Origin of the sequence: Flagellimonas crocea (assembly GCF_033441595.1) — a bacterium.
GTDB lineage: Bacteria > Bacteroidota > Bacteroidia > Flavobacteriales > Flavobacteriaceae > Flagellimonas > Flagellimonas crocea.
The window spans coordinates 798,896-818,793 of sequence record NZ_JAUZVX010000001.1 but is presented as its reverse complement, the minus strand read 5'-3'; the positions used below and the strand labels follow the sequence as shown (position 1 = coordinate 818,793).

18 protein-coding genes are annotated in these 19,898 nt (G+C 42.6%); 7 read left to right on the top strand and 11 right to left on the bottom strand.

The features are described from left to right. The first annotated feature begins 12 nt into the window (after positions 1 to 12). Both SD449_RS03775 and hisS read left to right on the top strand, forming a co-directional pair. Entirely contained in the window at positions 13 to 486 is a 474-nt protein-coding gene (locus SD449_RS03775; protein ID WP_318308853.1) for a DUF6495 family protein, read from the top strand. A 36-nt stretch (positions 487 to 522) separates the two neighbouring features. Next, complete coding sequence (gene hisS / locus SD449_RS03770; RefSeq protein ID WP_318308852.1) at positions 523 to 1,911, top strand: histidine--tRNA ligase; 1,389 nt, start codon at positions 523 to 525, stop codon at positions 1,909 to 1,911. On the opposite strand, the gene SD449_RS03765 is transcribed toward hisS, so the two are convergent. Both SD449_RS03765 and SD449_RS03760 read right to left on the bottom strand, forming a co-directional pair. Then, positions 1,895 to 2,443 carry an NUDIX hydrolase gene (locus SD449_RS03765; RefSeq protein WP_318308851.1) on the bottom strand — a complete coding sequence of 183 codons (549 nt, stop codon included), beginning with the start codon at positions 2,441 to 2,443 and terminating at the stop codon, positions 1,895 to 1,897. The two genes, hisS and SD449_RS03765, sit on opposite strands and share 17 nt — an antisense overlap. 82 nt (positions 2,444 to 2,525) lie before the next feature. Continuing rightward, entirely contained in the window at positions 2,526 to 3,614 is a 1,089-nt protein-coding gene (locus tag SD449_RS03760; RefSeq protein WP_318308848.1) for a M42 family metallopeptidase, read from the bottom strand. A gap of 102 nt (positions 3,615 to 3,716) precedes the next feature. Between SD449_RS03760 and SD449_RS03755 the strand changes: the two genes are divergently transcribed. Then, entirely contained in the window at positions 3,717 to 4,436 is a 720-nt protein-coding gene (locus SD449_RS03755) for a DUF4294 domain-containing protein (protein WP_404828018.1), read from the top strand. Here SD449_RS03755 and SD449_RS03750 read toward each other — a convergent pair. Next, entirely contained in the window at positions 4,433 to 4,669 is a 237-nt protein-coding gene (locus SD449_RS03750; RefSeq protein ID WP_318308846.1) for a DUF6095 family protein, read from the bottom strand. The genes SD449_RS03755 and SD449_RS03750 overlap by 4 nt on opposite strands. A 57-nt stretch (positions 4,670 to 4,726) precedes the next feature. Between SD449_RS03750 and SD449_RS03745 the strand changes: the two genes are divergently transcribed. Continuing rightward, entirely contained in the window at positions 4,727 to 6,046 is a 1,320-nt protein-coding gene (locus SD449_RS03745; RefSeq protein WP_318308845.1) for a GntP family permease, read from the top strand. Positions 6,047 to 6,061: 15 nt separating this feature from the next. Here SD449_RS03745 and SD449_RS03740 read toward each other — a convergent pair whose 3' ends face one another. The 8 genes from SD449_RS03740 to SD449_RS03705 form a co-directional block, all read right to left on the bottom strand. Further along, positions 6,062 to 6,955, bottom strand: coding sequence for a DUF4249 family protein (locus SD449_RS03740; protein WP_318308844.1), 894 nt, complete (start codon positions 6,953 to 6,955; stop codon positions 6,062 to 6,064). A 4-nt stretch (positions 6,956 to 6,959) separates the two neighbouring features. Beyond that, complete coding sequence (locus SD449_RS03735; protein ID WP_318308842.1) at positions 6,960 to 9,359, bottom strand: TonB-dependent receptor; 2,400 nt, start codon at positions 9,357 to 9,359, stop codon at positions 6,960 to 6,962. 145 nt (positions 9,360 to 9,504) lie between these two features. Beyond that, complete coding sequence (locus SD449_RS03730) at positions 9,505 to 11,724, bottom strand: NADP-dependent isocitrate dehydrogenase (protein WP_318308840.1); 2,220 nt, start codon at positions 11,722 to 11,724, stop codon at positions 9,505 to 9,507. A gap of 622 nt (positions 11,725 to 12,346) precedes the next feature. Beyond that, a complete protein-coding gene (gene rplS, locus SD449_RS03725; protein ID WP_014031354.1) occupies positions 12,347 to 12,697 on the bottom strand; it encodes a 50S ribosomal protein L19 in 351 nt (116 codons plus the stop codon). A gap of 132 nt (positions 12,698 to 12,829) precedes the next feature. Then, positions 12,830 to 13,507, bottom strand: coding sequence for a tRNA (guanosine(37)-N1)-methyltransferase TrmD (gene trmD / locus SD449_RS03720; RefSeq protein ID WP_318308835.1), 678 nt, complete (start codon positions 13,505 to 13,507; stop codon positions 12,830 to 12,832). 90 nt (positions 13,508 to 13,597) lie between these two features. Beyond that, positions 13,598 to 14,206 carry a tRNA (guanine-N1)-methyltransferase gene (locus SD449_RS03715; protein WP_318308833.1) on the bottom strand — a complete coding sequence of 203 codons (609 nt, stop codon included), beginning with the start codon at positions 14,204 to 14,206 and terminating at the stop codon, positions 13,598 to 13,600. A gap of 107 nt (positions 14,207 to 14,313) precedes the next feature. Next, positions 14,314 to 15,762 carry a glyceraldehyde-3-phosphate dehydrogenase gene (locus SD449_RS03710; RefSeq protein ID WP_318308832.1) on the bottom strand — a complete coding sequence of 483 codons (1,449 nt, stop codon included), beginning with the start codon at positions 15,760 to 15,762 and terminating at the stop codon, positions 14,314 to 14,316. A 125-nt stretch (positions 15,763 to 15,887) separates the two neighbouring features. Further along, positions 15,888 to 17,288 (bottom strand): trypsin-like peptidase domain-containing protein, encoded by a 1,401-nt coding sequence (locus SD449_RS03705; RefSeq protein WP_318308831.1) that lies wholly within the window; start codon positions 17,286 to 17,288, stop codon positions 15,888 to 15,890. 134 nt (positions 17,289 to 17,422) lie between these two features. Between SD449_RS03705 and dapF the strand changes: the two genes are divergently transcribed. The 3 genes from dapF to mltG are packed head-to-tail and all read left to right on the top strand — an operon-like array spanning position 17,423 to position 19,759. Continuing rightward, complete coding sequence (gene dapF / locus SD449_RS03700) at positions 17,423 to 18,205, top strand: diaminopimelate epimerase (protein WP_318308830.1); 783 nt, start codon at positions 17,423 to 17,425, stop codon at positions 18,203 to 18,205. Beyond that, entirely contained in the window at positions 18,193 to 18,726 is a 534-nt protein-coding gene (locus tag SD449_RS03695) for a GNAT family N-acetyltransferase (RefSeq protein WP_318308828.1), read from the top strand. The genes dapF and SD449_RS03695 overlap by 13 nt, the downstream gene beginning before the upstream one ends. Beyond that, a complete protein-coding gene (mltG, locus tag SD449_RS03690) occupies positions 18,716 to 19,759 on the top strand; it encodes an endolytic transglycosylase MltG (protein WP_318308826.1) in 1,044 nt (347 codons plus the stop codon). Before SD449_RS03695 ends, mltG begins: the two co-directional genes overlap by 11 nt. The last annotated feature ends 139 nt before the right edge of the window (positions 19,760 to 19,898 follow it).

Below are 19,898 nucleotides of genomic sequence, written 5' to 3'. Positions count from 1 at the left end.
TATTTTTGCAGGATGAAATACAAACGTCTGACAAAGGAACAATTGGAGGAACTCCACCCCGAATTCATTAACTTTTTGGCTACCCAATCCATTACAGCGGATGAATGGGACACGCTTAAAAAAGAAAAGCCTGAAGTGGCGGAGGATGAAATCGATGTTTTCAGCGATTTGATATGGGAAGGAGTGTTGAACAAGGTCGAGTATCTTGAAAATGTATCGGAAAAACACATGCATCTTTTCCATCTTACAGAGAAGGAAATGAAGTTGCTCTCTGTCAAGATTTTAAATCCCGAAATCGATTTGAGGACCGAGATAGGTTTTGGCTGGTTTAAACGTAATTACCAATCCGATTTTGTGGAATATCTATCAGCTTCCAAGGCCTACGGTGTGGATAAGAATGTGGATAAGTTTGAGCTGATCAAACAAGGGGCCGTTATTACCAAAGGAGAGTTGTACCAGTGGTTTGAACAGATTATGGAACACTGACCAAAAGCGTATATTTGCACGAGAATTTAAAACCACATGGCACAAAAACCATCCATACCCAAAGGAACCCGTGATTTTTCACCTGCAGAGGTCTCCAAACGGAACCATATCATCCAAACCATAAAAAAATATTTTGAAAGCTATGGCTTTCAACCGATAGAGACCCCGTCTTTTGAAAACTCAGAAACCCTAATGGGAAAATATGGGGATGAAGGCGACCGTTTGATTTTTAAAATCTTGAACTCGGGTGACTTTATTTCCAAAGTGGATGATGTGACCTACAGTTCAAAGAATTCAGCCTCTTTAACGCCGAAAATTTCAGAAAAGGCCCTACGCTACGACCTTACCGTTCCTTTTGCCCGTTATGTGGTGATGCATCAAAATGAGATTGATTTTCCATTTAAGCGATATCAAATCCAACCCGTATGGCGCGCTGACCGTCCGCAAAAGGGGCGTTTTCGTGAGTTTTACCAATGTGATGCCGATGTGGTGGGAGCTGATTCTCTGCTTCAAGAAGTTGAATTTGTGCAGTTGTACGATGCCGTTTTTACTGATTTGGGCCTGAAAGGGACCACCATCAAAATCAACAACAGAAAGATATTATCAGGGATCGCTGAAGTGATAGGAGCCAAGCATTTGTTGGTAGATTTTACTGTCGCTCTGGATAAATTGGACAAGATAGGAGAGGAAAAAGTAAAAGCGGAGATGGTGGAAAAAGGTATCTCCGAACCGGCCATTGCCAAAGCACAACCTCTTTTTGAGATGACTGGAACCGCGTCCGAGCAATTGGAAAAACTGAAATCTATCCTTGCCGATTCCGAAATTGGAATGTTGGGTGTCTCCGAACTGGAAGAGATTATTTCTACCGTTGATATGGTTGAACTTCAATCGGCAACCCTTCAATTGGATGTTACCCTTGCTCGCGGGCTCAATTACTACACTGGCGCCATTTTTGAAGTTGCCGCACCCGAAGGTGTACAAATGGGTTCTATTGGTGGTGGTGGCCGTTACGATGACCTTACAGGTATTTTTGGACTAAAAGATGTGAGCGGCGTAGGCATCAGTTTTGGTTTGGACCGTATTTATTTGGTTTTGGAAGAATTGAACCTGTTCCCTGAAAGTTTGGATTCATCTTTGGATGTGCTTTGCCTCAATTTTGGAAAGAAAGAGGGAAGAGCTGCCTTAAAACTGGTTTCAGGACTACGTAAAGAAGGTCTTAGAGCGGATTTATACCCTACGGACACCAAAGTGCAGAAGCAGTTCAAATATGCCGACAAAAGAGGAGTGCCCTATGTAATTCTTTTGGGAGACCAAGAGTTGACCGACGGTAAATTTGTGGTCAAAAATATGAAGACAGGCGACCAGAAGGATTACAATTTGGATGCTCTGGAAGCATTTGTTGAAAAAGTCAAGTCCGACTTTTAATTTCCTTAATGATTGTTTTGTAATAGGTGGGTCCGTGTGGTACATACTTGCCAACACTGGCCAAGCCCCAGGTTTCCTCAGCGAACTTGAATAACGGTATAAGCGCCAAATCTTCGACCTCACTTTCCTGTTTGATGAGTTGGTTCAAGGGAACGCTGAGCTGGCACAAAAAGATATGGTGCAATTCAGCATCAATAAAGTCCTCGGAAATTTTGTGAATGGCCTTGAAAGTGCCCAAAGGTTCCAAATCTGACTCCGAAATGGTAAGTCCAACTTCTTCCGCCACTTCGCGAATGGCAGCAGAAACAATTTCTTCCCCGGCGGAAACATGCCCGGCCACGGAAACATCCCAAAGTAGGGGGTGGGTAGATTTATCTTTGCCGCGCTGTTGAATCAATACTCGTCCATCGGGTGTGTACAGCCAAATATGTACCGTTGGATGAAGCAGTCCCTTCCGGTGCGCTTCTGATTTTAAACAGGATTTCCCTGTAGGTTTTCCATGTTCGTCCAAAATGTCAACTTGCTCATCCATATCACATAAAGATAAAAAAAAGTCGCCCCGAAGAACTTTCGAGGCGACAAATTTTAATATCGGGATGATGAAAAATAATCAGTTAATCAAAATAACTGAACGTTTCCCCTTCTTTGATGTTCAATAAAGTTTCATAAATCAAACGGATAACGTTCTCCACATCGTCCCTGTGAACCGTTTCCACTGTAGTGTGCATATAGCGCAAGGGCAACGATATTAAAGCGGAAGCAACGCCACCATTGCTATAGGCGAAAGCATCCGTATCAGTTCCGGTGTAGCGTGATGATGCATTGCGCTGGAATGGAATCTTTTTGGATTCCGCAGTTTCCAAAATACGCTCACGTAATTTGTTCTGTACCGCTGGCGCATAAGAAATTACAGGTCCATCACCAATCTTTGTCTCGCCCTCCGTCTTTTTGTTGATCATTGGAGTGGTGGTATCGTGGCAAACATCGGTAACAATAGCAACATTTGGTTTTATGGTCTGTGTGATCATTTCGGCACCACGTAATCCAATTTCTTCTTGGACCGAGTTGGTAATATACAATCCAAAAGGTAGCTCCTTTTTGTTCTCCTTGAGCAGGCGAGCAACCTCGGCGATCATAAAACCGCCCATTCTGTTGTCCAAGGCACGGCAAACAAATTTGTCCTTGTTCAAAATATGGAATTGGTCAGGGTAGGTGATTACGCAACCCACATGGACGCCCATTTTCTCCACTTCTTCCTTATCCTTGGCGCCAATGTCGATAAAAATGTTGTCCAATTTTGGAGACTCTTCTTTTTCCTTGTTCCTGGTATGGATAGCTGGCCATCCAAATACACCTTTCACAATACCGTTTTTGGTATGGATGTCTACCCATTTTGATGGGGCGATTTGATGATCACTACCGCCATTTCTGATTACATAAAGCAATCCTTCGTCGGTAATATAGTTAACGTACCAAGAAATTTCATCGGAATGCCCTTCGATAACCACCCTATATTTTGCATCTGGATTGATGACACCTACGGCCGTGCCATAAGTATCCGTGATAAACTCGTCCACATAAGGTTTTACGTAGTCCATCCAAATTTTTTGACCTTCCCATTCATAACCCGTCGGTGATGGGTTGTTTAGGTATTTTTCTAAAAACTCAAGGGATTTTTCGTTGATGATTTTCTCTTTTGACATGTATCTGATTTAGAACACAAACTTAAGAATATTCACTTTTATTTAATAGCCAAATCACACCTTTATACTTACTTTTGGCAAGACTTTTGACAAAGAAATATGATGCTACGTATCTGTTTTTTAGTTATTTTCTTAACGATTTATGGCTTTGGATGGGCCCAAGAATCGAAAGGGGACTCTATTAAAACACCAATGGATTCGATTGCCAATGATTCCATAGAGGACTACTATATTAGGTTCGAAGGGGATTCCATTTTGATGAGTTCCATTGAGCTGGAAGAGGTCTATATTTTCGGAGAACTGGACTTTGCCAGTCGGGAAGATAAATTGCGTTACTACATTCTTAGAAGAAAAACCCTGAAGGTTTACCCATATGCTAAATTGGCGGCCGAACGATTGGTGGAGCTGAACGACAGCTTAAAGCTCATCAAAAAACCTAGGCATCAGAGAAAATATACCCGTAAGGTCCAAAAATATATCGAGGGCGAGTTTTCCGAAGAGTTAAAGAAACTTACCCGTACCGAAGGACAGATTTTGGTCAAATTGATCCATAGACAAACAGGGGAGACTGCTTTCGACCTGGTAAAAGAACTCCGCAGCGGATGGCGCGCCTTTTGGTACAATACTACAGCGAGTTTGTTCAAGATCAGTTTAAAAGAGGAATTCCGGCCCGAAGAAGTACATGAGGACTATTTGATAGAGGACATTTTGCAACGGGCCTTTGCGGCAAACCGATTGGAAAGGCAAAAGTCGGTATTGGACTATGACTATGCCCAGCTTTCCAATAAATGGAAAAATGGGCCTCCCGGCACAAGGAACTAATCTTTTGACTTTTTCCCAAAAACGGCATCCATTACGATGCCTACCGAACGAAACCCCAGATAGATTGCGGTTCCTGCACACAATATTCCTAAAATGAGAACGGGCCAATAGAAGGGGTGCCCTTCATTTTTAAATGCTTCATAGATTAAAAAAGGTCCCATGAACATGGCCAGTACCGTAAAGCCAAATGATTTTAATCCTTTTACCAGAAGTTCCTTGTTCGTTCTTCTCATGGGACCAAAGTAGGAATATTAGCTTATATTTAAAGGATATTGCACTAAAAATCAACTATGGAATTACTAGTTCTTGGGGTGGTCGTCCTGTTCATTGTCATTGCTACCGTAAAGTTTAAAATGCATCCCATCTTTTCGCTGACCATAGCAGCAATAGCTTCTGGTTTTTTCTTGGGCATGGCGCCAAAAAGCATAATGTCCACCATGGTGGAGGGTTTTGGAAATACGCTTTCTGGAATCGGATTGGTTATCGCGTTTGGAACGGTCATTGGCATTTACCTTGAAAAAACGGGAAGCACACAAGTATTGGCCAATAGCATCTTGGGGATAATCGGCCTAAAGCGTTCGCCTTTGGCAATGAACTTGGCGGGTTTTGTCATTTCCATTCCAGTGTATTGCGATTCGGGGTATATTATACTTTCCTCATTAAATAAAGCCATCAGTAAAAAAACGGGCATTCCCGTGCTTGTTTTTGCCATTGCTTTGGCCACAGGGTTATATTCCGCTCACGTGTTTGTGCCACCGACACCCGGGCCTTTGGCCGCTGCCGCCATTTTGGATGCGGATTTGGGAATGGTGCTGATATTTGGGCTTTTGGTCGCAATACCAGTATCCATTTCAGGCTATTTTTGGGCGAGGTTCATCGGAAAATCATTGCAGGAAGATGGGATTTTGGAAACCACGGAAACTAAAGAGGAACTTCCATCTACGGTAAAACCTTTTCAAGCCTTTTTGCCCTTATTGGTACCGATAATTTTGATAGCATTGAAGTCTGTTGCAGATTACCCGACCCATCCGTTGGGCGATGGTTGGGCCTTCTCTGTTTTAGGTTTTTTGGGCAGTCCGGTAATCGCATTGTTGATCGGGGTTTTCTTTGCTTTTGCGTTGGGTAGAAACGTTCCTTCGGAAGAGAAAAAGGAGTGGGTTCCCGAAGCGTTCAAGCAAGCGGGAGCCATTGTACTGATAACCGGAGCAGGAGGGGCATTTGGTGCTATTCTGAGAACTATGGATATTGCATCCATCGTTAATTTGGAGTCCAGCACAGGAGTCGGTGGGCTTTTGATAGCTTTTGCGATTTCAGCAGTGCTCAAAACGGCTCAGGGATCATCAACCGTTGCTATTATTACCACATCTGCCATCATTGCACCTCTGTTGGAAACCTTTGGTTTGGTTTCCATTACTGATAAGGCCTTGGCTGTTCTGGCCATCGGAGCAGGGGCCATGACGGTGTCACATATCAACGATAGTTATTTTTGGGTAGTTTCACAGTTTTCCAATATGAAGGTTAAAACGGCGCTGCGCGGACATACGTTGGGAACCTTGGTCCAGGGTCTGGTCGGGATTGCAATGGTGATTTTACTATACTTTATCGTTTAAAAGCAAGGGCTTTTTCTATTCGATGGTAATGCTTTGGGAATATTCTTGGACGACTGCAAAAAAGCCCAGGGCAAAATCATTGGGACGCTCCACATTGTCAAAAATATTGATATTGTCCAAACCCGTAATATCGAATACGTTGCCCCGTGCCGTGGCAACAGGTGTTTGGAACACGCCTCCGTTGTTCTCTGTTTGTTCCAGTACCAGATCCATGTAATTATAGAATTCCTGAGTGGCGCCCAAGATACTTACTGTAACATTTTGCCCGGCTTCCAACTCCTTATCGTAGAAATACGAGAATTGGAATTGTTGTCCTTGGAAAAATTCATCTTCTACCGTTTGGAATTCACCGTTCATAAAATCGAACACATAATAATTATCGCTATCCGGGTCGTCCGTAAAAGTGACAATGATTTCGGTTTCCTCCTCATCAAACAGGGTGTCGTCTCCTTGCTCCAGATTGTCCAAGGGCACGGTAGGTGCATATTCGGTCCGTGCGTAATACTTTTTGTCCCGATATGAAATCTGGAGAATAAAAACTGTTCCAGGAACTGCCGCAGAGGTCCTGATGCGCTGATCGGAGGAAAAATTTGGGTCGGGCACATAAACACCCGTTCCAGGCGCTTCCTCCGCCAGACTTGAAAACGCTATGCTCTCAAACAGTCCATTTCCTGTAGGTTTTCCATAGGTTATAATAGCACTTTCTACTTGGGTGGGTACATTTTCATCGTAGAAATTGCTGGCATCCTTCATACGAATTCTTACGTCGATAAATTCCTGGCTTTTGTCTACCCTTAAGAGCCCATCTACCACCAATTTGTTCTCCGTTTCCGGTAGGTCCACATCGACCACGTCTTCACAAGAGGTCATCACAATAAAAGCTGATATGTAAATTACTAGTTTTTTCATACCACTAAAATTTGAAATTATAGGTTACCGATGGAATGATTCCAAAGATAGATGTGCGAACGGCCTCGTTTCGCCCTGTATCATCATTTTCCCTAAAATTGATGGCCGCCGCGTTTTTTCGGCTGTACAGGTTATAAATGCTGAAAACCCATTCTGACTGTACCTTTTTGCGCTTGTTCCTTTTTGGGGTCAAAACGGCAGAAACGTCCAAACGATGATAATTGGGCAGCCTTTCTTTATTTCGGAGTCCATAATAGGGAACGTTGATATCTTCAAACTCAAATTGCCCTATAGGATAATTTGTCGGCTGGCCGGTCTGAAAGATAAAATTGGTGTTGAAACTCCATTTTTCGTTGAGTTCAAAACTTCCGTAGAGGGACAGGTCGTGGGTTTTGTCGTATGGGGTATTATACCAGTCCCCTAAATTGATGCCTGTTTCCAAATTGGAGCGGCCCGTATCAAAATCCAAATCCCTTCCCGGCGTCCGCTGTTCGGATTTGGACAGGGTATAGGCCAACCAACCCGTTAATCGACCATCGTTTTTTCTGATCAATAGTTCAAGACCATAAGCTCTTGCCTCGCCATTTAGGATAACCTGTTCTATAGCGTTGTTGGCGATGAGGTTGGAACCGTCAATGTAATCTATTCTATTCTGTATGGTTTTGTAGAACGCCTCGGTTTCAAAACTGTACGTCCCTCCTTTGATATTCCTAAAATACCCCACGGCATATTGGTCCAGCAATTGCGGTTTGACAAAGGGCCCACTGGGCGTCCAGACATCCAAAGGAGTAGGGGAGCTGGTGTTGGACAATAGATGAAGGTACTGTGAAAGCCTCGTGTAACTTGCCTTTATGGAATTATTTTCCCGAAATGTATAAGACATGGATATTCTTGGCTCCAAATTCAGAAAGGTCTTGAGAGTCTCGCTCCTTGAAGATTGTATGGTGTCAATTGGTTCTGCCTCACGATAGGTAAGGGTAAAGGGGTCAAATGCTACAGGATTGTCATTTTGGTATACATACAATTTATCTTGACCAAATCTATTGAACTGACTTACCCTTAATCCGTATTCCACACTTAAATTGTCGGTGATTTGATGTTCAATATCTGCATAAATAGCATTTTCATTGCCATATTTTTTGGTGAGCTGTTCTTCCACAATACCGGAATCGGGGCTATTGGGTACAATTTTCCCTGGATTGAATACATAGTATATGCTGTTTATCCCATAGTTGAGCTGAAGTTTATCATTCAGGTAGTGTTTTAAATCATACTTGACGTTAAAGTTCTGAATGCCTGAATTCCATTCAAACCCCACAAAATCAAGCTCTAACCCATAATAATAATCTGAATAGATCAACGAAAGATTGGAGAACAGTTTTTCTGAAAATAAATGGTTCCACCTAAAATTGCCAACGGCATTGCCATACACGTTTACAAACCTGTCACTAATGTTGAATAGGTCCCTTCCAAAATAGCCTGAAAGATATACGCTATTATTCGCGTTGATTTTATGATTGATTTTGGTATTCAGGTCATAGAAATAGGCTTTGTTGTCCACATCAAAAAGGGGTAGGAACAAATGGGCGTAGGACGCCCTTCCCCCGATTAAAAATGCGGTTCTATCCTTTAGTATGGGGCCTTCTACCAATAATCGGCCGGCCACGGCACCTATACCTCCGTTTACTTTTAATTCTTTGCTGTTCCCTTCTTTTTGAAAGATTTCCAGAACCGAGGAAACCCTGCCCCCGTATCTCGCCGGGATTCCGCCCTTAAAGAGTTTTACATCCTTTATCGCGTCCGGATTGAATACGGAAAAGAAACCAAACAAGTGGGATGAATTGAATACCGTGGCCTCATCCAGTAGGATAAGGTTTTGGTCCGCTGCGCCCCCGCGCACGTTGAAGCCTGACGAAGCTTCTCCCGCACTGGTCACCCCGGGCAAAAGCAAAAGTGATTTTATAACATCGGATTCGCCAAGCACCACTGGAATTTGTTTGATGGTATTGGAGGCAAGCGAAGTGACGCTCATTTGCGGTTTTCGGATGTCCAGTTTTTCAACATTGTCCGTGACCACGACCTCCTGTAGCTCCTCAGTTTTTTCGGTCAAATTAAAATCTAGCTTAATATTTTGGTTCAGGGTGATGGTCTTTACCACTTCTTGAAATCCAAGATAGCTCACTATGATTTGATATTCTCCCTCTGGAAGCGTTATGGAATAAAAACCGTACTCGTTGGTAGTGGTTCCTGTTTTTAATTCTGATATGGCAACCGTTACCCCAATGAGGGATTCGTTACTTGCGGCCTCGGAAATGGTACCGCTCAGCGTATACTTTTGTTGGGCCTGCAGTACGAAAAAATGCCCAAACAGGGCTAGCAACAATGCAAGATAATGTCTGGGCATTCGATTGATTTTTTTAAAAATACAAATTAATGGATTAGGGAGAAAACAAAATTTGTGTACCTCGTTTATTTTAACATTGTCGTATTGAAAAATAAAAGGCAGCCTAATTTGGGCTGCCTTTACATGTCATTCTATTCTATTTTGATTATCCAATGGAATCCAAAATACCGTTCAAGGTTGAACTGGGTCGCATAGCCTTTGAAGCCATTTCTGGGTCTGGGAGATAGTATCCTCCAATATCCACTGGCGAACCTTGCGCATCTATCAATTCTTGGGTAATTTTCGCTTCGTTAGCGGACATCGCCTCATAAACTTTGCCGAATATGGTTTTTAGTTCTCCATCCTTGTCTTGTTTGGCCAATTGCTCTGCCCAGTACAATGCAAGGTAGAAGTGGCTTCCACGGGTATCTATTTCGTTTACCTTTCTGGATGGTGACCTGTCCTGGTTCAAGAATTCTTCGGTTGCCTTGTCCAAAGCATCGGCAAGCACCTGTGCTTTTTGGTTATTGTTCTTTTCTCCAAAGAATTCCAACGAAACGGCCAATGCCAAGAATTCACCTAACGAATCCCATCTCAAGTGACCTTCTTCCAAAAATTGCTCTACGTGCTTGGGAGCTGAACCACCTGCACCGGTCTCGAACAATCCTCCACCGTTCATCAAAGGAACAATGGACAACATTTTTGCACTGGTTCCAACTTCCAAAATAGGGAAGAGGTCGGTCAAATAATCCCGCAATACGTTACCGGATACGGAGATGGTATCTTTTCCTTCTTTCATGCGCTTCAAGGTGAACTTGGTAGCTTCGATGGGGGAAAGAATCCTAATATCCAATCCAGATGTATCGTGGTCTTTTAGATAAAGATTTACTTTCTTGATCAATTCGGCATCGTGGGCCCTATTTTCATCCAACCAAAAAATGGCAGGGGTACCTGTGGCCCTTGCCCTGGAAACGGCCAATTTTACCCAATCCTGGACTGGGGCGTCCTTAACTTGGCACATTCTCCAAATGTCGCCTTCTTCCACGGCGTGCTCTATCAATGTTTCGCCAGCAGCATTTACCACTTTTACCGTTCCGGCTTTTTCTATTTCGAAGGTTTTATCGTGGGAACCATATTCCTCCGCTTTCTGGGCCATTAAACCAACATTGGGAACTGTTCCCATCGTTGTAGGGTCGAAAGCGCCGTGCTCTTTGCAAAAATCAATGGTGGCCTGGTACACTCCGGAGTAGCTGCTGTCGGGAATAATCGCTTTGGTGTCCTGAAGCTCTCCGTTCTTGTCCCACATTTTACCGGAATTTCTGATCATGGCGGGCATGGATGCATCGATAATCACATCACTTGGTACGTGAAGGTTGGTAATTCCCTTGTCAGAGTTTACCATTGCCAAATCAGGTCCATTTTCAATGCTAGCCTTGATGGCCGCCTCGATTTCTTTGTGTTGATCTTCGGGCAGTTTTCCAATTTTATCGAACAAAGTTTCCAGTCCGTCGTTTGGATTGACTCCCAATTTCTCAAAAGTATCCCCGTAGTTTTTGAACAGTTCAGAGAAATATACTTCCAAAGCATGACCAAAAATGATGGGGTCGGAGACCTTCATCATAGTGGCTTTAAAGTGCAGGGAAAGCAAGATGCCCTTTTCCCTTGCATCGGCGATTTCTTTGGTCAAGAATTCCACCAATGCTTTTTTGCTCATCACCGTGGCATCGATAACCTCACCTTTTAGAAGGGCAAGCTTGTCCTTGAGCACGGTGGTGCTACCGTCCGTCCCTACCAATTCGATACGGACTTCGTCCGCATTGGATAGGGTCAACGATTTTTCGTTGGATTTAAAGTCTCCGTGGGACATGGTGGCCACATGTGTCTTGGAATCGGAGGACCATTCGCCCATGGTATGGGGATGCGCCTTTGCGTAATTTTTTACGGCCTTTGGTGCTCGCCTGTCCGAGTTCCCTTCGCGGAGAACAGGGTTTACAGCACTACCTTTTACTTTATCGTATTTTGCCTTTATGGATTTTTCCTCATCCGTTTTGGGCTCGTCCGGATAATCGGGCAGTTTATAGCCTTTCTTTTGTAATTCTTCAATAGCTTCCTTCAATTGTGGAATAGAAGCACTGATATTCGGAAGTTTGATGATATTGGCCTCCGGGGTTTTGGCAAGTTCGCCCAAAATTGACAGGTCGTCGGGTATTTGCTGTTCCGTGGTCAACAATTCTGGAAACATGGCGGCAATTCTACCGGCCAAAGAAATATCCTTGGTCTCTACGGTAATATTGGCGGTTTCGGTGAAAGATTTTACAATGGGTAGGAAAGATAATGTTGCTAAGGCTGGAGCCTCATCCGTTTTGGTATAATAAAGTTTAGCCATTTATATGTATTTGTTTGAGCGGTTGCAAATATACAATTTATGGACGGTGAAGAACGAATGGATATTGGTAAAAGTGTTGGATTTTGGCAGGAATTTGTTAAAAACAAAAGCCATATCCCTGTTTTTACTAAGGATATGGCTTTCAGATAGGACTAAGATTTGCTAGGTGGTACCTAACTACAGTCTATTTCACTGCATCTTTGCCCCTTCGACGTTTACTTTGCGATGTTCTTAATCTTTCAACTAAACTACATGCTTCAAAGTGTGCTGTGGTGTTCCTAAATTTTATCAAAACGAAAAATTGCTCTTCCGTTCGCACATAAAACTTATTGTTTCTCCTCGGATTTTGCAAAGCATCTTCCAATTTGAAATTCCTTTTAGTGATTAGTAGTGTTACCAACTACAAAAAAGGAAATCCACAGGTTTAAAGAACGTCAACTTTAAATCGATATCGTCGTGATGGTACCACTATTATATCTTTGTCTAAAGTAGTACGGAAAACCAGATTTTGCAAGTTTATAAAGGATTAAAAATCAACACGATATAAACCATGGTTATTAACAATTGTTCATAAAAAAAGCACCCGATTTCGGGTGCTTTTTCAGTTTGTTCAGGATTTGGATTATCCTTTAACTTCTTTAATACGGGCCTTTTTACCGGTAAGACCTCTAAAGTAGAAGATTCTAGATCTACGTACTTTACCTTTTTTGTTTACTTCAACTCTTTGCAAAGCAGGCATGTTGACCGGGAAAATTCTTTCCACGCCCACAGTACCGGACATTTTACGGATGGTAAAAGTTTCGGTGGCTCCACTTCCCCTGCGCTGTATTACTACACCTTTGAAGAACTGGGTACGTGTTTTTTCACCTTCTTTGATTTCGTAATAAACAGTGATGGTGTCACCAGCTGAAAATTTTGGAAATTCTTTTTTTGGAACAAATTCGTCTTCAACAAATTTTATTAACGATTCCATTTGTATCTTTTTTAATGTTTTTACAAGACCAACTTTCACGTATTTCGTCAGAGGTTGATTTTGAGATTGCAAAAGTAATGCAATATTTAGAAATAGCAAGTGGTTTTTTACCTTTTTGGAACGGTTTGCTGCTTATTTTTTCAAAAGGTCGGGTCTTCTTTCCTCTGTTCTTTCCATGGCCTTTTGCTCTCTCCATTTTTCAATTTTGGGAAAGTTACCGCTCAACAATATTTCCGGGACCTTCACGCCTTTGTATTCTGCCGGACGGGTGTACACCGGAGGAGCCAATAAATTATCTTGAAAAGTATCCGTTAGGGCAGAGGTTTCGTCGTTCAATACACCGGGCAACAATCGTATGACGGCATCGCACAATATGGCCGCTGCCAGTTCACCGCCGGACAGCACATAGTCGCCAATGGAAATTTCACGGGTCACGAACATATCCCTTACCCGTTGGTCCACACCTTTATAATGACCACAGAGTACAATAATGTTCTCTTTCATGGAAATCTCATTGGCCATTCCTTGATTTAGGGTATTGCCATCGGGAGTCATGTAAATGATTTCATCATACTCCCTTTCGGATTTCAATTTGGAGATGCATTTATCAATCGGTTCTATCATCATCACCATGCCTGCGCCCCCACCAAACTGGTAATCATCGACCTGCTTGTATTTGTTGGTGGTATAATCCCTTAGATTGTGAAAATGGACTTCTACCAACCCCTTTTCTATGGCACGCTTTAAGATGGATGCATCAAAAGGACTCTTCAAGAGTTCGGGAAGCACTGTGATAATATCAATCCGCATGGGTACTGTTGTTGAATTAACGGCAAAAGTAATGAAACCTAAATCAACTCTCTTGCAAAAATAAAGGCTTCCATTTGGAAGCCTTGGTTCTTATTTTTTCTGCTTGTTCAACTCATCCTGAAGCTGTCGGCTTATTTTTTGCTCGCGCTCCAAGGCTCTTCTTCGGTGGTTCTGGTATTCCTCCTCTAGATCAGCGAGGGCCGATTTGGCCTGCTGGGTCAAGAAATTACTGTTTCTGAACCTGTATATAAAGAACAACAACAATAGTAACAGTCCAAAAATAATGGACCATAGAATAAAATTGTAGGTCCCTTTACTGATCAGGGCACCAAAGAATGAAATACTGTCCTTCTCTTCGGTAACCGTGTTCAATTTATTGGTGGTGTCCTGTAATTTGTTGTTCAGGTCTTCGATTTCGGCGTTGTTGGCAGTAATGGTTGCGGAAAGATCCTTTATGGATTCATACGCCGAATTGATGGTATCAAAAATATTGCTCTTTAAATCGTTGAGCGTGGACAATTTAACGACTTCATAGGGGACGCCATTTCCCGACCTATAGTTGGTGGACTGTCTTTCCATAACCTCAAACTGACCTTTAATGGTCATGTCCTGAGGCTCATCAGAGGTTTCCTCCTGTGCAAAGGAAGAAAAGTAGGGTGCAAGTAGGGCAACTGCAAATAAAATTCGTAAATGCTTCATGTTCAATTGTGTTCTCGTGTTACATTTAGATTAAGGGTGGGACGAAATTACATCAATAAACCAATATTAAAAAAAGAAAATGGCTTCTTTGAACAATTCGCTCTCCATTAATAATAAGTATAACGCCTAACTTTTGCTATATATTTTGCCAATCGGATTACTTGATGCGAATAACCATACTCATTATCGTACCAAATATAGAGCACCACGTTTTTGCCCCCGGGCGAAACAATGGTGGCCTTGCTGTCGTAAATGGATGGGGCAGTGGTCCCTACGATATCCGAAGAAACGAGCTCGTTGCTCAAGGCATATTTTATCTGCTCCACCAAGTCCCCTTCCAGGGCATATTTTTTTATGATGGTATCAATACCTTCTTTTGAGGTTTTGTTCTTTACTTCCAAATTCAGAATGGCCAAAGAGCCATTGGGAACGGGAACCCTTATGGCGTTTGAGGTCAGTTTTCCTTTTAGTGAGGGGAGTGCCTTGGCAACTGCCTCACCGGCTCCAGTTTCGGTAATCACCATGTTCAGGGCGGCTGCACGGCCCCGACGGTACTTTTGGTGCATGTTGTCCACCAAATTTTGGTCGTTGGTATAGGCATGTATGGTTTCCAAGTGCCCTTTTTTGATGCCCAACGAATCTTCGATTACTTTTAAGATAGGGGTTATGGCATTGGTAGTGCAGGAGGCCGCTGAATATATTTTGGTCTTGTCAGGGTCAAAATCTTTATGGTTGACCCCGTGTACGATGTTTGGTACTTCCTTACCGGGTGCGGTCAAAAGCACCTTGCTGGCCCCTTTGGATTTTAAATGTCTGGATAGTTCTTTGTTGTCCCTAAAAGCCCCGGTATTATCAATGACCAGTGCATTGAAAATTCCGAACTTGGTGTAATCGATATCTTCGGGACGGTCGGCACTTATGAATTTTACCGTGGTACCATTGATGATAAGGGCCTCTTTTTTTTCATCTACATCCACGGTTCCTGTAAATGGGCCGTGAACGGAGTCGGTTTTTAGGAGAGCAGCTCTTTTTTCGAGTGTTTCACGGTCCAAGGGCCCGCGTATTACCACCGCACGCAACCTGAGCTGGCTGCCACGTCCGGTCTTTGCCATAAGCTCCCTGGCCACCAAGCGTCCAATTCGTCCAAAACCGTACAACACCACATCCTTGGGCTTTATGGCCTTGGAGGATTGGGCATCCTTTAATTTATCGATTACAAAAGCCTTTACGTTAAGATGCGTGTTTTGGCTGGAATTGTACTCGTAGGTCAATTTTCCAATATCAAGTTTGGCAGGAGGGAGGTTGATGTCGTTGATGGCCCTTAATATTTCAACAGAATCAAAAATGGACATGGGTTTTTGTACAAACTCCCCTGCATATTCGTGCAGGTTGATAATGTCGCTTACATTTTTATCTATGATCTGGTTTTTGAACAATACCACCTCAATGGCCTTGTCGTACCATAGATCGCTAATGATTTTGATGAATTCAGTAGTTGCTTTTCGTCTATCTGCCTGAAAGGCAAGTTCCTTTTCGTATGATGAAATGTCGCTCATGGTTATGGTTGCAGTTGTATAGTTTATTTTGCGGCAAAAATATATATTTCAAACGTTTTCGTAAAGCATATGGACATAAAAAAAGCGCCCCGTTCCAAGGCGCTTTTAAGTGTCTTTTTTGCACTTTATTGAAGGATCATATGTTCTTTTTCACCATTTTCATTGATCATGGTAAAACTGGTTCTTCCGTATCTGGGCAGTTCACTGAAACGTTCCTTGGCATCATCAATATTGTTGATGGGTTCACCGTCCAATTCGATAATGACTTTATTTTTCAGACCATATCTGGAATAAGTTTCGGGAACATCGGTAATTTTGACTCCTTTGGAGATTCCAAAGTTTTTCTGGTCCGCCTTGGACAGATTTTTAACAGTGAATCCTGTACCGGGCAATATAATGCTAAGCTGTTTTTTCAGGGTTACATTTTTAACGATACTTTTACCATCTCTTTTCAAGGTCACCTCTACAATGTCGCCAGGTCTTTTGGAATTTAAATATCCAGAGAGTTCGGAAAATTTACGCACCGTAATGTTGTCCACTTGTTTTATAATGTCGCCTTCGACCAAGCCTGCCTCATCGGCACCGGATTCTTCTTCAACACTTGCAATATAAACACCTTCTAGGTCATCAACGCCCATTTCCATGGCTGCTTCAGGATTTAGGTCTCCACCTTTAATGCCCAACAATCCTTTTTGAACATTTCCAAATTCCATGATATCCTCTACCACCTTTTTGGCAATATTACTGGGAACAGCAAACGCATATCCTACATAGGAGCCTGTTTGCGAAGTAATGGCGGTATTGATTCCGATCAAGTCCCCATTGGTATTTACCAAGGCCCCCCCACTGTTTCCTGGGTTAACGGCTGCATCGGTCTGTATAAAGGATTGTGACCTTCTGGGCGATAAAGATCTTGCCTTGGCGCTCACAATCCCGGCAGTTACCGTAGAGGTAAGGTTAAAAGGATTTCCCACGGCAAGTACCCACTCGCCAATTTTTGCGTTGTCGGAATCTCCGAAGGCCAAATAGGGCAGTGCCTCCTCAGTGTCAATCTTTATAAGTGCAATATCTGTTTCTGCATCCGCTCCAATGACTTCTGCTTCGTAAGATTTATTGTTGTTCAAGGTGACCTCCAATTCGGTCGAATTCGCAATTACGTGGTTGTTCGTTACAATATATCCATCGGGTGAAATGATTACGCCGGACCCTGTCCCCACTTGTGGGGTCTGTTGGCGTTCATAACCATAAAAGAATTCCGCTATACTGGATGGACCTCTACTTGTAAGGGTCATATTTTTTACGTGAACCACAGAGTTGACCGTTTTTTCGGCGGCCAAGGTAAAATCAACTTCGTTGATTCCGGCGCCTTTGGCCGAAGTATCCAAGTTACTGGTCGTCACAAATGGTACTTCTTCTCCTGAGGTGACCCATTTATAGCTTTCCTTCTCAAAAAATAATTTGTAAGCCCCCAGTGTAATTGCCCCTGCAAATACGGATACTAGGAATAAACTCGCTATTTTCTTCATAATTCAATAATTATTTAACATTAAGCTTTTTCAAAATTAAAGGAATTCAATTTCGGGCTTGGTTTGTTTAACGCTGTTTTAACTACAAAAAAAACCTTAAAGAATCCCATATATTTGTTCCTTTGTAGATGATTATGGAACTACAGTTTTTTAAATATCAAGGAACAGGGAACGATTTTGTAATAATCGATAACCGTCAACATGTATTTCCCAAAAACAATACCAAGTTGGTCGCAGAACTTTGTGACCGAAGATTTGGCATAGGAGCAGATGGACTTATCCTTCTTGAAAATGACAATATGTCTGATTTTAAGATGGTTTACTACAATGCAGATGGGGCCGAAAGCAGTATGTGTGGTAATGGAGGCCGCTGTTTGGTCGCATTCGCCAACTACCTTGGAGTAATAGAAAAGGAGACCACTTTTAATGCGGTGGACGGGTTGCACCATGCTACCGTGGAAGGAGACATCGTTAACTTGAAGATGATCGATGTGGACAGGATACACGAGAAGCAAAACCACAGTTTTTTGGATACCGGTTCCCCGCACCATGTACAAATGGTAAAGGAGCTGGAAAAGTTCGATGTACAAAAGGAAGGAAAAAGACTCCGCTACGGAATCTATGGAGAATCCGGTAGCAATATCAATTTTGTGGAACAGACCAAGGACAACTCTTTTGATGTACGGACGTACGAAAGGGGAGTGGAGGGCGAGACTTTTTCCTGCGGCACTGGCGTTACCGCTGTTGCGTTGGCCATGTATGAATCGGGCAAAACCAGTTCGAACGAAGTGCATATCCATACCATTGGAGGTGACCTTACCATTACATTTGAGAAAAAGGATGGCAAATACAGCAATATTTTTTTAAAAGGTCCGGCCGTTCAAGTATTTAAAGGAACCATAGAATGCTCGATCTAAAAGGAAAACACGTATACCTTAGGGCCTTGGAGCCTTCCGACCTCGATTTTCTTTATCAATTGGAAAACGATACATCGGTCTGGGAGGTGAGCGGTACCTTGAAGCCGTATTCAAAAAAAGTACTGCAACTGTATTTGGACAATGCCCACCGGGATATTTACGAGGTAAAGCAGTTGCGATTGTGCATCAGCAATCATCAGGATGACTGTATCGGTTTGATCGATCTGTTCGATTTTGACCCTAAACACCGTAGGGCGGGTATCGGTATTGTGATTGTGGAGCCTAATAACAGAAATAAAGGTGCCGGAGCTGAAGCTCTGTCGCTTTTAAGTGATTATGCGTTTTCCACGTTGGATTTGCATCAACTGTATGCCAATATTTTGGAAGATAACGAAGCCAGTATCCATTTGTTCAAAAAAATGGGGTTTGAAGAAATCGGCATCAAAAAAGAATGGATAAGAACCAGTAAAGGGTTCAAGAACGAAATAATGTATCAAAAGATCAACCCTAATGAATCTTAAAAAAGTACTTTGGGCAACCGCCATCCTTGGTTTATTGATTTGTGGTTTTGTGGCCTACCAAATCTACAGTGCCATTTTTAGTCCCAATACCCAGTTCAATAATGATGAAGCCTATGTCTACATTGCTTCAGATGCCACGTTTTCCGATGTTAAGACCTCTTTGGAACCCTTATTGAAGGATGTATCCACTTTTGAAGCTGTGGCCAAACGTAAAGGGTACATCAATAACATTAAAGCAGGCAAGTATGCGCTGAAAAAGGGGATGAACAACAACGATATCATCAATACGCTTCGAAGTGCCAATCTCCCTGTTCAAGTGTCGTTCAATAATCAAGAATCATTGGCCCTGTTGGCGGGAAGGGTAGCGGAACAGATTGAAGCGGATAGTTTGTCCTTGCTTGAAACATTCAACGACTCCAGTTTTTTAAAGGAATCCAAGTTTGATGACGATACCAAACTGGCCATGTACATTCCCAATACCTACGAATTTTTCTGGAATACCGACGCTAAAAGTTTTAGGGACAGGATGAAAACCGAATATGATCGTTTTTGGAACCAAGAACGCCTGCAAAAGGCAAAAAACTTAGGTTTAACGCCTAATGAAGTCACTGCCCTGGCGGCCATAGTACAGAAAGAAACCGCCAAAGTAGATGAGCGTTCGCGAGTGGCGGGCGTGTACCTGAACCGAATCCGAAAAGGAATGTTGCTCCAGGCCGATCCCACGGTAATCTATGCCATCAAAAAGGAAACGGGCAATTACGACACCATTATTAAAAGAGTCCTTTTTCGTGATCTGGAGATGGACTCACCTTACAATACCTATAAATACACAGGTGTTCCACCAGGTCCGATAACCATGCCGGATATCACGTCAATAGACGCTGTTTTAAATCCAGAAAAGCACGATTATCTCTATTTTGTGGCCGATGTTTCCAACTTCGGATATCACATGTTTGCCAAAACCTTGGCGCAACATAACCGAAATAAAGTACAGTACACCCGATGGTTGAATGAACAAAAAGTCCTTAGATAAGACTCTTTATCGTTGATTTTCATCCATTTAACGGATTTTAAGGCTCATTTAAGAAATCTTTATGAGCTTTAAGGTACCCATTCTACAAACTCCACCTATATTTGCCGGCCAAATTGATTTTTGATACGTATATGTATTG

Coding starts and splice junctions, on each gene's coding strand:
- SD449_RS03705 (WP_318308831.1), bottom strand. CDS start 17,288: ATGAAGAAAATAGCGAGTTTATTCCTAGTATCCGTATTTGCAGGGGCA.
- SD449_RS03765 (WP_318308851.1), bottom strand. CDS start 2,443: ATGGATGAGCAAGTTGACATTTTGGACGAACATGGAAAACCTACAGGG.
- SD449_RS03760 (WP_318308848.1), bottom strand. CDS start 3,614: ATGTCAAAAGAGAAAATCATCAACGAAAAATCCCTTGAGTTTTTAGAA.
- trmD (WP_318308835.1), bottom strand. CDS start 13,507: ATGCGGATTGATATTATCACAGTGCTTCCCGAACTCTTGAAGAGTCCT.
- SD449_RS03695 (WP_318308828.1), top strand. CDS start 18,193: ATGCTCGATCTAAAAGGAAAACACGTATACCTTAGGGCCTTGGAGCCT.
- SD449_RS03740 (WP_318308844.1), bottom strand. CDS start 6,955: ATGAAAAAACTAGTAATTTACATATCAGCTTTTATTGTGATGACCTCT.
- SD449_RS03775 (WP_318308853.1), top strand. CDS start 13: ATGAAATACAAACGTCTGACAAAGGAACAATTGGAGGAACTCCACCCC.
- mltG (WP_318308826.1), top strand. CDS start 18,716: ATGAATCTTAAAAAAGTACTTTGGGCAACCGCCATCCTTGGTTTATTG.
- SD449_RS03730 (WP_318308840.1), bottom strand. CDS start 11,724: ATGGCTAAACTTTATTATACCAAAACGGATGAGGCTCCAGCCTTAGCA.
- dapF (WP_318308830.1), top strand. CDS start 17,423: ATGGAACTACAGTTTTTTAAATATCAAGGAACAGGGAACGATTTTGTA.
- hisS (WP_318308852.1), top strand. CDS start 523: ATGGCACAAAAACCATCCATACCCAAAGGAACCCGTGATTTTTCACCT.
- SD449_RS03715 (WP_318308833.1), bottom strand. CDS start 14,206: ATGAAGCATTTACGAATTTTATTTGCAGTTGCCCTACTTGCACCCTAC.
- SD449_RS03710 (WP_318308832.1), bottom strand. CDS start 15,762: ATGAGCGACATTTCATCATACGAAAAGGAACTTGCCTTTCAGGCAGAT.
- SD449_RS03735 (WP_318308842.1), bottom strand. CDS start 9,359: ATGCCCAGACATTATCTTGCATTGTTGCTAGCCCTGTTTGGGCATTTT.
- SD449_RS03745 (WP_318308845.1), top strand. CDS start 4,727: ATGGAATTACTAGTTCTTGGGGTGGTCGTCCTGTTCATTGTCATTGCT.
- SD449_RS03755 (WP_404828018.1), top strand. CDS start 3,717: ATGCTACGTATCTGTTTTTTAGTTATTTTCTTAACGATTTATGGCTTT.
- rplS (WP_014031354.1), bottom strand. CDS start 12,697: ATGGAATCGTTAATAAAATTTGTTGAAGACGAATTTGTTCCAAAAAAA.
- SD449_RS03750 (WP_318308846.1), bottom strand. CDS start 4,669: ATGAGAAGAACGAACAAGGAACTTCTGGTAAAAGGATTAAAATCATTT.